Here is a 13,181-nt window from a genome sequence, read left to right as displayed (position 1 = left end):
GGCTTTTTTTGGCACTTTACTTTATTTTATTCTTTATTGGACTTATCACAGGTAGTTTTCTGAATGTCGTAATTTGGCGTTATCCAATCATGTGCAAACAGCAACTGGCAGAATTTCAGGGAGATATTGATAGCTCACAACCCAAAATTAGCCTTGCCCGACCTCGCTCACACTGCCCATATTGTCGTCAGACTCTGCGGGTTTACGATATTATTCCTTTATTCTCATGGTTGATACTAAAGGGATATTGCCGTAACTGCCATGAGAAAATTGGTTTGCGCTATCCGTTGACCGAATTATTAACCGCTTTCTCCTTTTTACTTGCGTGGTTTGTCTGGCCAGCCAATATCTGGAGTGTAGCGGTAATGATTTTATCTGCTTTGCTGATCGCTGCGAGTTTCATCGACATTGAGCATCAATGGTTACCCGACGTATTTACTCAGGGCATATTGTGGACAGGCCTGATTGTCGCATGGACACAGCAAAGTCCGTTGTCATTACATGAAGCAGTTACTGGCGTGCTTGCGGGATTCGCCTCCTTTTATTCCCTAAGATGGGGGGCTGGAATCGTTCTACGGAAAGAGTCGCTGGGTATGGGGGATGTATTATTGTTTGCCGGGTTAGGTGGTTGGGTAGGGGCATCATCATTGCCCTATGTGGCACTGATTGCTTCACTCAGTGGCTTAGTGTATGCCGTCATTATGAGAAACCAATCAGGCCTGTTGCCCTTTGGACCCTGTCTCAGTTTAGGCGGTTTAGCGACTCTCTATGTCCAGAGAATGTGTCAGTGACAACGTTCATCTCTTGACGGCAGTCTCGTTTCATAATGAATCAGTGAGTCTGAAAACATGTCAGTAAAAGAAGTATTACATAAAAGATTAACATACTTACTTTTTAGTGTCGTTTGCATTTTGTTAACAGGATGTTCAGGTCATAATCAAAATGCCAGTTCATTGGCTAAAGAATTGGCGCGGAATATTAGTCAGAGTCTGCCAGTTCAATCCGCTGGTTATACATTAGCGTTTGCCCGTAGTAGTGGGTCGACAGTAACAATGACCGTTATCAGCGAAGCAGGGACACAACCTATTTTAACGCCTGAAAAGTTTTTGTGGAATTTTCAACAACAAATGTGTGCTGATCCTTCAGTGGTAAATATGATTTCCAGGGGTATTCTTTATGAGATTATGATCAATGATATATCCTCAGGTTCTTCCTATCAGAGTAAGTTGAATCGTACAACCTGCAGAATATGATAATTATCATATCAAAGAGTTTGAGCCTGCACGAATGAAATATTGTAATATTATACGCAACTTTATTGAATATATTAATAAAATAATCAAAGCGCAGACTATGTATAACATTCCCATATGAACAGAATTTTTTTTCTGAATATTGTTCGCTATATGCTTTGGATACTTCTTTTTAGCCTTTATTTAAAGATGTCGCTATCACTTTGGCGTTATATCACTTTACCTACAGAATACACGAAGGTTTCCAATTCGGTTACCGAAAAAAAAAGGGTGGATTCGGTAATGGTTAACACCGAATCTTTAAAGCTTATCCAACAGCAAAATTGGTTTGGTAAATATCAACCGACAACAGCATTCGTACATCAACCTCAATCTGCTTCTGTAACAAAAAACTCTCTCAATGTGAAGTTACGCGGTATCGCTTTGGGTGCCAGACCTGGTGCTGTTATTGAAGATGGGGATAAACAGCAGGTTCTTTTACTGGGTGAGTCGCTGACAAACAATAAAGCTGTTATTACAGGTATCTATCCAGATCATGTGATGATAAGCCATCAGGGAAAAATTGAGTGTCTACGTCTGGTCGATGAGAGTTACTCCACCGATCAAAGTAAAACTGAAAACGACGACGTCCATAAAGTACAAACTCTGCCTGTTACAGAGTCAACTTTTCCCCGTAAGACTAATGTGCTCCCAATGACCGTGCGTGAAATGTTGGCAAAAGATCCGCAGGAAGTTTTTAACTTTATTCAGTTTACTCCCGTGCGTAAAGCGGGCGTTGTTGGTTATACAGTTAAGCCGGGCGTTGACCGTGCTCTTTTTGATGCCAGCGGTTTCAAAGAGGGAGATATAGCGGTTGCTTTAAATCAGCAGGATTTAAAAACACCAGATGCCTTAAATAAACTGAGACAGCAAGTCTATTCCATGACATCCATGCAAATTACGATTTTAAGAAATGGGTCGTATGAAGATATTTCGATTAGCCTACACTAATAATATTTTTATTTAATCCCGGAGATTTATTCATCGTGTTTCTATGTGATATTACATCACTTGCCTGGCGTAAAAAAAAGAAAGTTGTTTGCAATTCAAGAATACATCTGCTGATGCTGGTAATGATATTGTTCAGTTCAGTGGTCTGTGCAAATGAAACAACCTTCACTGCTAATTTCAAAGATACGGATCTCAAATCGTTCGTTGAAACCGTTGGAGCCAATCTTAATAAAACCATCGTGATGGGGCCTGGTGTTGAAGGGCGAGTGAGTATACGAACCATGACTCCACTGAATGAACACCAGTACTACCAACTCTTTCTTAACCTGCTTGAAGCTCAAGGATATGCCGTCGTTCCTATGGAAAACAATGTGCTGAAAGTCGTCAAATCCGTTGTCGCAAAAGGTGAACCACTGCCACTCATTGATGAAGGCGGTAGAGATTACAGCGGTGATGAAATGGTTACCAGAGTAGTACCTGTACATAATGTTTCTGTTCGTGAATTAGCCCCTGTTTTGCAACAAATGCTTGATAGTGCTGGTTCTGGCAACATCGTCAATTACGAACCATCTAATGTCATTATGCTGACCGGACGTGCATCGGTTGTGAAACGTTTGACTGCGGTGATTCAAAGAGTAGATCACGCGGGAAATCGAACCGAAGAGGTTATCCCCCTTACAAATGCATCAGCGTCTGAAATTGCCAGAGTGCTTGAAAGTCTGTACAGAAATAGTGGAGAGCACCAGTCTGCAGCATCTAAAACGCAGATTGTCGCTGATGAACGCACTAACAGCGTAGTGATTAGTGGCGATGTTGGCGCACGTGACAAAATGCGCAGACTGATACGCCGACTGGATTCAGAAATGGAGCGCAGCGGCAATAGTCAGGTGTTCTATCTCAAATATAGCAAAGCGGAAGATTTAGTTGATGTCCTGAAACAGGTCAGCGGCACGTTGACTGCCGCTAAAGAAGAAGCCGAAGGGACAACTACCAGTGAACGCGAGATTGTCTCTATTGCAGCCAGTAAACACAGCAATGCACTGATCGTCACTGCGCCGCAAGATATTATGCAGTCTTTACAGAAGGTTATTGAACAACTTGATGTTCGTCGTGCTCAGGTACATGTTGAGGCGTTAATTGTTGAAGTTGCTGAGGGAAGCAATATCAATTTTGGCGTCCAGTGGGCGTCGAAGGATGCGGGATTAATGCAATTTGCCAATGGGACACAAATTCCTATTGGTACGTTAGGGGCAGCAATTGCCCAAGCGAAGCCCCAGAAAGGATCAACCGTCATTAGTGAAAATGGTGCGACAACCATTAATCCTGATGTTGAAGGAGATCTTTCCACACTTTCCCAATTGCTTTCTGGTTTTAGCGGCACTGCGGTTGGCGTGGTAAAGGGTGACTGGATGGCACTCATGCAGGCAATAAAAAATGATTCCAGCACAAATGTACTCTCCACGCCAAGCATTACTACCCTGGATAACCAGGAAGCCTTCTTCATGGTGGGACAGGATGTTCCTGTATTAACAGGGTCCACTGTGGGGTCAGATAACAGCAATCCTTTCAATACAGTAGAAAGGAAAAAAGTGGGGATCATGCTGAAGGTGACACCACAGATCAACGAAGGTAATGCAGTCCAGATGCTCATTGAGCAGGAAGTTTCGAAAGTGGAAGGACAGACCAGTCTGGATGTTGTGTTTGGTGAGCGTAAACTAAAAACCACCGTTCTCGCCAATGATGGTGAATTAATAGTTCTTGGTGGATTAATTGACGAACAAGCGGGGGAGAGCGTGGCAAAAATTCCTCTTCTGGGCGATATCCCATTGATTGGTCATCTGTTTAAGTCCACCGCAGATAAAAAAGAAAAACGCAATCTGATGGTGTTTATTCGCCCGACAATTCTACGTGACGGTATGGCAGCAGACGGTGTTTCACAGCGTAAATATAATTATATGCGCGCTGAACAGATCTATCGGGATGAGGAAGGAATAAGTCTGATGCCGGAAACCACTCAGCCGATACTCCCTGCCCAGAATATGTCATTACCAGCAGAAGTACGCGCGTTTCAAAATGCCGGGAGGTCGGGTTAAAAGTGGCAGTGCCAGAGGAAACGGCCGCATGTACCGTCCGATTACCCTATAGTTTTAGTCGTCGGTTTAACCTGATAGCCTGGTGTGAATCATCGCTGGAGATCTTGCATGTCTATCCACTGTCAGTTTCCGTCTTGCAGGAACTACAGCGTCGATTGAGCGTTCCATTCACACTAAGGACAATTGGTGAGGCAGAATTTGAACAGCGTCTTAATGCATTATGGCAGCGGGACTCTTCTGAGGCCCGCCAACTTATGGAAGATATCAGTTCTGCCGGGAATTTCTTTACCCTCGCAGAGGAACTACCTGAAACTGAAGACCTTCTGGAAAGTGACGACGATGCCCCCATCATCAAATTAATCAACGCAATGTTGGCAGAGGCAATTAAAGTGGGAGCCTCCGATATACATATTGAGACGTTTGAAAAGAGTCTGGTAATCCGTTTTCGTGTTGATGGAACGCTACATGAAATGTTACGTCCCGGACGAAAATTGGCCTCATTGCTGGTATCGCGTATTAAAGTGATGGCTCGCCTGGATATTGCCGAAAAACGTATTCCACAGGATGGGCGAATCGCGTTGCTACTGGGCGGTCGGGCGATTGATGTACGTGTCTCCACAATGCCATCAGCCTGGGGAGAACGGGCGGTGCTTCGTCTGTTGGATAAAAGCCAGGCCTGCCTCTCTCTTGAGTATCTCGGACTGAACCACACTCTAACCGCGCAACTGCGGCAACTTTTACACCGCCCCCATGGCATATTTCTGGTCACTGGGCCAACAGGTTCCGGCAAAAGCACTACGCTCTATGCAGGTTTACAGGAGTTGAACAACCACACGCGCAACATCCTTACAGTTGAAGATCCTGTTGAGTATATGATTGAAGGAATAGGCCAGACGCAAGTTAATAACCGCGTTGGGATGACCTTCGCCCGTGGCCTGCGGGCGATTTTACGCCAGGACCCTGATGTCGTGATGGTTGGCGAAATTCGAGACACCGAAACGGCGGAAATTGCTGTTCAGGCTTCTCTAACAGGGCACCTGGTCCTTTCCACCCTACATACCAACACTGCCATTGGAGCCATAACCCGTCTGCAAGATATGGGGATTGAACCATTTTTACTTTCATCCAGTTTGATAGGAATGATGGCGCAACGTCTGGTTCGCACCCTATGTCCAGATTGCCGTCAGGCTGTTCAGGCTAACGATGAAGAAAAACGTCTTATGGGGCTTACCGAGGCACGTGATGTCATCCTGTACCACCCGGTGGGGTGTTCTGCATGTAATCACAAAGGATACAGAGGGCGAACAGCTATTCATGAATTAATTCTTGTTGACGCAACGCTACGTAATTTGATTCATCGTAAGGCAGGTGAAAGGGAGATGGAGCGTTATATTCGGCAGTACTCCGCCGGGATCCGGACAAATGGTATCGAAAAAGTCCTTTCTGGTGAAACGACGCTCAGGGAAGTTCTACGCGTTACTCAGGAGGAGCAGTAATGGCACTATTCTACTATCAGGCACTACAGCATAATGGTCACAAAGCGAAAGGTCTGATTGAAGCGGACTCTGCACGTCACGCACGCCAGTTGTTACGAGGAAAAGGTCTGATTCCTGTACGTGTTGAAGTACGATTGCATGATTTTACTGGCAAGAACTTACGTGGGATGTTACAGCACCAGTGGCATTCACGCCGACGTGTTGCATCTGCCGAACTTGCCCTTTTCACACGCCAGCTTGCAACATTAGTTCAGTCCGCAATGCCGCTGGAAACCTGCTTACAGGCGGTCAGTGAGCAAAGTGAAAAACTGCACGTGAAAAGCCTGGGAATGGCATTGCGCAGCCGGATTCAGGAAGGTTATACCCTGTCGGACAGCCTGCGCGAACATCCCCGCGTCTTTGATTCTCTGTTTTGTTCGATGGTGGCTGCCGGAGAAAAATCCGGGCATCTCGGCGTGGTGCTCAATCGACTGGCGGATTACACGGAACAGCGCCAGCGCCTGAAATCCCGCTTACAACAGGCAATGCTCTACCCGATAGTACTGCTGGTTGTCGCTATTAGTGTGGTTTCTATTTTGCTGACGGCAGTGGTCCCCAAAATTATTGAGCAGTTTGATTATCTGGGACACGATTTACCTGCTTCTACCCGAATGCTTATCTCTCTGAGCAATGCGTTACTGTCAGGTGGCCTTTACTGGCTGGCCGGATTTCTGCTTCTGTCTTTTTTCATCCAGCGGTTATTAAAAAAAGCCAACTTTCGCCTGTGCTGGGATAAGACACTTTTACGCCTGCCGGTGGCAGGGCGGGTTGCAAAGGGGCTTTACACTGCTCGTTTCTCTCGTACGTTGAGTATTCTCACGGCCAGTAATGTCCCACTGCTGGAAGGGGTACAAACTGCAGCTGCTGTGTCGGTTAATTGCTATGTCGAACAACAATTGCTGAAAGCCGCAAGCCGCATACGTGAAGGCAGCAGTCTACGTGCCGCGCTTGCGGAACAAGGTCTGTTCCCACCAATGATGCTATATATGATTGCATCAGGAGAACAAAGCGGCCAACTGGAAAAAATGCTTGATCAGGCTGCAATAAACCAGGAACGAGAATTTGACTCCCTGGTGGGGATAGCGTTAGGGCTGTTTGAACCGGCCCTGGTGATGTTGATGGCCGGTGTAGTGCTATTTATCGTTGTCGCAGTCCTTGAGCCTATGCTGCAGCTTAACAATATGATTGGAATATAATTTACGGAGCTATCAAATGTATTCATTTCCTCGCCATCATAAACACCGGGCTGGATTTACCTTGTTAGAGGTGATGGTAGTCATTGTTATTCTGGGTATTTTGGCCAGTCTGGTCGTGCCAAACTTGCTGGGAAATAAAGAGAAAGCCGATCGACAAAAAGCGGTGAGTGATATCGTGTCGCTGGAAAATGCATTGGATATGTACCGACTGGACAATGGACGATACCCGACGACAGAACAAGGTCTGGAAGCATTACTTCAGAAACCAGTAAATACGTCCAGTAGTAGCGATTACTCGTCCAGAGGGTACATCAAACGCCTGCCGAAAGATCCCTGGGGCAATGATTATCAATATCTGAGCCCTGGGGAAAGAGGTGTCTTTGATCTTTACACGTTAGGCGCGGATGGCCAGGAAAATGGCGAAGGAGCTGCGACTGACATTGGCAACTGGAACTTGCGGGAATTTCAGCGATAAATGCTCAGACGCGGATTCACCATTGTAGAAATCATGCTGGTGCTTTTCCTTATCGGACTTGTTAGTGCAGGCGTGGTGCAGACCTTTGTTTTCCCCTCCATATCTCCAGCAAAAAAAGCGGCACAGAATTTTATGACCCTCTTTTCACATCTTAAAGACAGGGCTCTGATCGAGGGACGAATGATGGGGGTATTAATCACGCCTTCAGGCTATCAGTTTATGCAATATCACTCAGGTCAATGGGAGCCTGTGACTGCAACGCGTTTAGCTGCTCAGTCCTCTGTGCCGAAACAGGTGCATATGATATTGCTGCCAGTGAGCAGTATCTGGCAGAAGGAAGATATTCTGGAACTAGAACACCATCGTCTGACTCTGAATGATATTGAGCTGGAGTTAAAAAAAGAGGAAAAAAGGAAAACGCCACAAATTCGTTACACACCATTTGAACCGGCTATGCCATTCGCGCTTCAGTTTAATTCCCCAGAAAAGCATACGTGCTGGGCGGTCAACATGACGTCTGATGGTGAGTTATCTCTTGATAATTGTGATGAGTAGGGACGATGAAGCGCGGATTTACACTGCTGGAGGTAATGATTGCCCTGTCTATTTTTGCTCTTGCTTCCATAGCGATCTTACAAATCACCTGTAGCGTGTTGAATTATCAGAATAAAATTGAAGAAAAAACGGTGGCGGGTTGGGTAGTTGAGAACCATATGACCTTGCTTTATTTAATGGATCCTGCACAACGCGCGACGGATCAGCATGGTGAGGAAGAAATGGCCGGGATTCTCTGGTACTGGCGAACCGTGCCCTTAAAAGCAGACAACACCTTGATAAAAGCAGTGGATATTGACGTTAGTCGCCAGAAAGACTTTTCCAGTGTAGTTAATTCTGGACGCGCATGGTTTAGTGCAGATGAAGGAGCACTACCTTGAAGATTGTTCGCTCTGGTTTTACGTTAGCTGAAGTGCTGATTGCTATTGCTATTTTTGCCTCACTGGTCTTAATGGCGCAGCAGGTAGCTAACGGCCTCTCAAATGTCAACGTCGTTGTCACCGAACATGATCATAAACTAAAAGCACTTCAACAAACGATGAGTTTTATGAGTCATGATTTGACACAAATTGTGCCACGCCAGATGAGAAGGGAAAACGGTCAGTGGGAATCGTCATTTCTGGCTGGCGAAGGTGTACTGGCCTCAGAAAGCTGGGGAATACGCTTTGTCCGCAGTGGGATAATCAATCCGGGAATGCAGCTACCACGTAGTAATTTACTCACTGTCGGGTATCGTATCCGCAGCGGTTATCTCGAACGCTTATCCTGGCCATTGATTAATGTAAACCCTGTCGTACAAAAATTGATTAAGGTCGATACATTCAGCCTGTTTTTTTATGATGGCTCAGTCTGGCAGACGAGTTGGCAGTCATCACAGGAGTTACCCTTTGCTATGCGAATAATACTGCATACGCAAAAATGGGGCATGATAGAACGCGTTTGGTTACTTCATGGGCCACAAATTAAATAACGATATAATGATACGAACACCGCCAAAACGAGGTATTGCACTTGTCGTAGTGCTGGTGTTACTGGCAACAATGATGCTGATGGTTACCAGCCTCTCGACCATGATGTGGCAGCAACAGGAAAGAGCACATATTCAGCAAGATTATCAGCAGGCAATGAGTTACAGCGCCAGTGTTGAAAGCCTGGCGCTGAGTATATTAAGTCGGAGTCTGAAAAAAGAAACGCGTGTACATTTGGGGCAGGAATGGGCCTCAGGCCCTCGTCTTTTTCATTTACCGCAGGGGAAAGTGGTCATTACCCTGCAAGATGCTCAGGCCTGCTTTAATCTGAATATTTTCTCCAGGTCGGCAACAACTTCACACTTCCTTGCTGTTCAACAACTCATCGCTCTGCTTTTACGTCTGGAAGTTCCAATCAACCGAGCTGAAAAGATTGCTGAAAACCTGCGGGAGTTTATTGGTACAGATACTCGGCAGGGGCGAGAGGACAGAGAATACGGGGCTCAAACAGAGCCTTTCTATACGGCAAATCAGCCACTGGCGGACATCAGTGAGATGCGAATTGTTAAGGGAATGGATGCAGATATTTATCGCAAAATGAAACCGCTGGTCTGTGTACTGCCGATGAACATGCAGCAGATCAATATCAATACATTAGATATCTCACAAGGTATCCTTTTGGAAGCATTATTCGATCCGTGGTTAACATCCGTTCAAGCCAGCGTATTACTACAACAACGTCCCGCAGAAGGATGGAAAGATGTCGATCAGTTTCTTTCTAATCCGATACTAACTCGTGTCGATGAGTATACAAAAAGAAAAGTAAAAGACGTACTGGTCGTACAGAGTAATTACTTTTGGTTGCGCTCAGATATTACTGTGAATGAGACAGAACTGACAATGAATTCTTTGATTGCCCGCCAGGGACCTCAATATTTCTCGGTTCAGCGACATCATACAGGGGACAGTGAGTGAGAGCTATTCTGAAGTTTTTTTTTCCCTTTTCTGCCTCCGGGGTAATACGCTGGCAACGCCATGCACAAGAAGTGGAACAAGGTATTTGGCCCACAACTCCCGACGAATTGCTTATACAGTGGTGCCAAACAGATATAATTCAACTCTATATTCCCGGTGAATGGCTCAGCGTCTGGCAAGTTGAAATACCAGACGTCCCTCACAACCAGGTGCAGAATATTATCCCGGCATTACTGGAAGAAAATCTGAGTGAAGATATTGATGAATTGCACTTTGCAATTTTGAGGACTGTAAAACAACAGGCAATAGTTGCAGTAATACATCAGCAACATATGAAATATATTGTTGACTGGTTGCAATGTTATGATATTAACCATGCAACTGCCGTTCCGGACTGGATGTCCATTCCTTGTGGGAATATGATTTTCCATGCTGACCGAGTGATCGCTAGAATCGATATATGCCAGGGATGGAGTGGTGCCCCAGATCTGATAGCTGACATATTACGCGCGCAGATTAGTGCTCAAAACCATCCACTCCAGCTAACAGTGATCGGGAAATCGGCTCAAGAGGTAGCAGCCAGGATTGGTACTGATAGTGAAAAACTGAAAATTACCAGCGAACTCTCTCTCTGTGAGCACGGTCAACCTGAAGGGAATTTGCTGACCGGACCATGGCAACCCCGGGTCAGTTATCAAAAACAGTGGATACGTTGGCGGGCAGTAGTTTTACCTGTATTCCTGATTCTGGTTAGTTTATTAGCAGATCGTGTGGTGACGTTATGGAGCATTAATGAGCAGGTAATACAAAGCCGTATACGTGTTGAGAAACAATTTTTATCGGTTTTTCCGGAGCAAAAGCGAATCGTTAATTTGCGCTCACAGATTATAACAGCGATCAATAATTCTCGGTCTCGAGCAACTGATAAGACGTTTCTCGAACATCTGTCGGTTATTGCTAATGCTCTTAAATCTGCCTCGCTCTCAAAGTTAGAAATCCGTAGTTTCACTTATGATCAAAAACATCAGACACTGCATTTCAGGTTAAGTGCTCCAGACTTCTCCAGCTTCGACAAACTGCGAGATGCGCTTGCTGTAGATTTTTTTGTGCAACAGGACGCGTTAATAAATGAGGACAATTATGTGTCAGGAGCAGTAACGTTACGGAGAAAATAACGTGTTACGTCATGAATTCATTCAATTTTTTAATCACTACCGTGATCGGTGGTCAAATGCAGTAGAAAATTGGGTTACTCAATACTATGTTGGTCGTTCGCTAAGAGAAAAAGGACTGTTGATCGGTGCGTTGTTAATCATGTTTTGCGCAGGATATTATTCGCTATTATGGCAGCCATTGAATATACGTATAGAGCAACAAGAGAGGGAATTGCAACAATTAAACACTCTGCTCAAAAACCTTCAAACAGCAACGCCTGATATTATCAGCGCCAGACAAAAACGAGCAACCTTTGACAATTTGTCAATTTCGCAGATTTCACAGATTATCAACACTACTTCTTCGATTCATTCTATTGTCATCAGACAAATAAAACAAAATGGGGCTAATATTCAGGTAGCGATTGAGCCCGTCATTTTTGATGATTTGCTGAAATGGCTTAGTTTGCTGAGTAAAAAATACTCACTAGAAGTTATACAAATTGATGTTATCTCTATTGAACAAAAGGGGATGATTAAAGTTGAGAATCTTGTATTAGCTCCATATTGACTGGAGCCTGCTTAAAATAGAGTAGGTAATATGGTAACCAGCAGGCGGACAACCATTGATTTTCCTATGTAGGCTATGATCTTAAAATCAGTACAGTGTTAAATGTCTTTCTGAAGACTTCGGATTAATTCGGCCGGAGTCATGTCATTTAATGCTGAAGTTTCAAAGCATCACAAACGCAGGAGCGAACGTCGTTCCTTCAACTCCCGTAATAACTGAAGGGTAAGGGAGATTGAAATGTGCATACTGAAGACCTCCAGATATGCTATTTCAAAACAGAAATGCCCGAGGCAAAACGATTGATAGTGCCTGTCGGGTAGTGGGGAGGGAGCATGTACATTAGAGCTATGAGGTCGGTACGGTGGTCAGGGGCATTCTGATATCTCTCATTTAACATAATATACATTATGCGCACTAAAGTTGTCAGCACAAAGCGTTATTGTCGTCTCACCACAATTCAGCTTTCATTTTGCTCAGCACAGGACCGCAATCTTATGTTGGTGACTATGACAGACAGAGAACTTTACCGACTTGGCATCATTCAGCGAGTATTTGACCGGGCTTTGCTTCAGCTCTTCATGGATGACGCCACCGGTCGTCTGATGCACCTGCGATTCTGTGATTCAGAAAATGCGTTCGACTACATGATGGCCACCCAGCAATACATTGATAATAAACGTTACCGTGAGCTGGGACCTGCCGGTCTGGTCAGCCAGCGCAGGGGAAAGCCCGGCAACCATCAGTTAAACACTGCCATCAGAGACCAGACCCTGCAGTTTATTCGCACACGTGGTCGGGGGATGAATCCGTCTGCAATCTGGCGAATTCTGACCACAGAATACGGTGTCCGGATTTCAAAAGAGACCGTGCGGAAAATGATGATTACAACCGGCGCTTTGCGAAATCGCCTCGGCATGACTTTGATGTTCACCGGCCACTTGAAACTGATGATGATCTAGCCGCATCTTTCACATGGCGGGAACTGCGACGTGTTTCAAAATCTTTAACGGTGCAGTACTTTATCTGATTGAAGATAATGAGATGAGTTAAGCCGCAGGGCTATCGGGAAATATATCGAGGTCTGGCATTACCCGGAAGGTCGTAAAGAACTCTGCCTTAACGGTGAAGCTCTTCCCTACTCCACCTATGATCGGCTCCAGGAAATCGACCAGGGGGCTATCGTGGACAACAAACGACTCGGACGTACCCTTGAATTTATCAAACTGTTTCAGGATAAACGCGATAATAACCGTTCACAGGCACTCCCTGCCGGTGATGGCCCAGAAAACCAGGCGAAAAGAAATCGCAACGTTCACTGAATGGTGACGATATGCTTGATGCGTTGAAGACGTTACAGTCCCGTTCTGAAGAAATTTTCGGTACAAGGAAATGACGAAGCTCTGAAGGCAGACATAA

Annotated in this window: 14 protein-coding genes and 1 pseudogene; all 15 read left to right on the top strand. The window is 45.2% G+C overall.

Features of this window, described 5'->3' with window-relative positions; all coding sequences use genetic code 11:
- Positions 1-8: 8 nt before the first annotated feature.
- Positions 9-791 carry a prepilin peptidase gene (locus tag RGV86_RS02255; protein ID WP_029365882.1) on the top strand — a complete coding sequence of 261 codons (783 nt, stop codon included), beginning with the start codon at positions 9-11 and terminating at the stop codon, positions 789-791.
- 57 nt (positions 792-848) lie between these two features.
- Positions 849-1,253, top strand: a complete 405-nt coding sequence (gspS2, locus tag RGV86_RS02250) for a type II secretion system pilot lipoprotein GspS-beta (protein ID WP_085460725.1) — start codon at positions 849-851, stop codon at positions 1,251-1,253.
- Positions 1,254-1,370: 117 nt separating this feature from the next.
- Entirely contained in the window at positions 1,371-2,243 is an 873-nt protein-coding gene (gspC, locus tag RGV86_RS02245) for a type II secretion system protein GspC (RefSeq protein ID WP_238151694.1), read from the top strand.
- Between the two features lie 113 nt (positions 2,244-2,356).
- Entirely contained in the window at positions 2,357-4,336 is a 1,980-nt protein-coding gene (gene gspD, locus RGV86_RS02240) for a type II secretion system secretin GspD (RefSeq protein ID WP_000960770.1), read from the top strand.
- A gap of 2 nt (positions 4,337-4,338) precedes the next feature.
- Positions 4,339-5,832: a type II secretion system ATPase GspE gene (gspE, locus tag RGV86_RS02235; RefSeq protein WP_024165167.1), complete on the top strand. Its 1,494-nt coding sequence runs from the start codon at positions 4,339-4,341 to the stop codon at positions 5,830-5,832.
- On the top strand, positions 5,832-7,067 hold the full coding sequence (gene gspF / locus RGV86_RS02230; protein WP_001173471.1) for a type II secretion system inner membrane protein GspF: 1,236 nt from the start codon (positions 5,832-5,834) through the stop codon (positions 7,065-7,067). Before gspE ends, gspF begins: the two co-directional genes overlap by 1 nt.
- 16 nt (positions 7,068-7,083) lie before the next feature.
- Entirely contained in the window at positions 7,084-7,542 is a 459-nt protein-coding gene (gene gspG, locus RGV86_RS02225) for a type II secretion system major pseudopilin GspG (protein ID WP_000286808.1), read from the top strand.
- Positions 7,543-8,097, top strand: coding sequence for a type II secretion system minor pseudopilin GspH (gene gspH / locus RGV86_RS02220; RefSeq protein WP_000946124.1), 555 nt, complete (start codon positions 7,543-7,545; stop codon positions 8,095-8,097).
- Between the two features lie 5 nt (positions 8,098-8,102).
- A complete protein-coding gene (gene gspI / locus RGV86_RS02215) occupies positions 8,103-8,477 on the top strand; it encodes a type II secretion system minor pseudopilin GspI (RefSeq protein ID WP_000820082.1) in 375 nt (124 codons plus the stop codon).
- Positions 8,474-9,067, top strand: a complete 594-nt coding sequence (gene gspJ, locus RGV86_RS02210) for a type II secretion system minor pseudopilin GspJ (RefSeq protein ID WP_085460724.1) — start codon at positions 8,474-8,476, stop codon at positions 9,065-9,067. The genes gspI and gspJ overlap by 4 nt, the downstream gene beginning before the upstream one ends.
- A gap of 7 nt (positions 9,068-9,074) precedes the next feature.
- On the top strand, positions 9,075-10,040 hold the full coding sequence (gspK, locus tag RGV86_RS02205) for a type II secretion system minor pseudopilin GspK (RefSeq protein ID WP_024212690.1): 966 nt from the start codon (positions 9,075-9,077) through the stop codon (positions 10,038-10,040).
- Positions 10,037-11,215, top strand: coding sequence for a type II secretion system protein GspL (gspL, locus tag RGV86_RS02200; protein ID WP_085460723.1), 1,179 nt, complete (start codon positions 10,037-10,039; stop codon positions 11,213-11,215). Before gspK ends, gspL begins: the two co-directional genes overlap by 4 nt.
- 1 nt (position 11,216) lies before the next feature.
- The gene (gene gspM, locus RGV86_RS02195; protein WP_000943885.1) at positions 11,217-11,765 is read left to right on the top strand and encodes a type II secretion system protein GspM; all 549 of its coding nucleotides are present in this window, start codon (positions 11,217-11,219) and stop codon (positions 11,763-11,765) included.
- A 644-nt stretch (positions 11,766-12,409) separates the two neighbouring features.
- Positions 12,410-12,724, top strand: coding sequence for a helix-turn-helix domain-containing protein (locus RGV86_RS22425; RefSeq protein WP_176241071.1), 315 nt, complete (start codon positions 12,410-12,412; stop codon positions 12,722-12,724).
- Positions 12,646-13,158 (top strand): annotated as a pseudogene (locus RGV86_RS22295) (ISNCY family transposase); the annotation flags it as partial. The gene RGV86_RS22425 and the pseudogene RGV86_RS22295, both read left to right, overlap by 79 nt.
- Between the last annotated feature and the right edge of the window lie 23 nt (positions 13,159-13,181).

It is taken from the genome of Escherichia ruysiae, assembly GCF_031323975.1.
Taxonomy (GTDB): Bacteria; Pseudomonadota; Gammaproteobacteria; order Enterobacterales; family Enterobacteriaceae; genus Escherichia; species Escherichia ruysiae.
This window is presented reverse-complemented; position numbering and strand designations above follow the sequence as displayed.

What these genes read in the sequence shown, in the direction of transcription:
- RGV86_RS22425 (WP_176241071.1), top strand. Translation starts at nt 12,410, where the DNA reads ATGATGGCCACCCAGCAATACATTGATAATAAACGTTACCGTGAGCTG.
- gspG (WP_000286808.1), top strand. Translation starts at nt 7,084, where the DNA reads ATGTATTCATTTCCTCGCCATCATAAACACCGGGCTGGATTTACCTTG.
- gspC (WP_238151694.1), top strand. Translation starts at nt 1,371, where the DNA reads ATGAACAGAATTTTTTTTCTGAATATTGTTCGCTATATGCTTTGGATA.
- gspD (WP_000960770.1), top strand. Translation starts at nt 2,357, where the DNA reads ATGCTGGTAATGATATTGTTCAGTTCAGTGGTCTGTGCAAATGAAACA.
- gspS2 (WP_085460725.1), top strand. Translation starts at nt 849, where the DNA reads ATGTCAGTAAAAGAAGTATTACATAAAAGATTAACATACTTACTTTTT.
- gspI (WP_000820082.1), top strand. Translation starts at nt 8,103, where the DNA reads ATGAAGCGCGGATTTACACTGCTGGAGGTAATGATTGCCCTGTCTATT.
- gspK (WP_024212690.1), top strand. Translation starts at nt 9,075, where the DNA reads ATGATACGAACACCGCCAAAACGAGGTATTGCACTTGTCGTAGTGCTG.
- gspH (WP_000946124.1), top strand. Translation starts at nt 7,543, where the DNA reads ATGCTCAGACGCGGATTCACCATTGTAGAAATCATGCTGGTGCTTTTC.
- gspF (WP_001173471.1), top strand. Translation starts at nt 5,832, where the DNA reads ATGGCACTATTCTACTATCAGGCACTACAGCATAATGGTCACAAAGCG.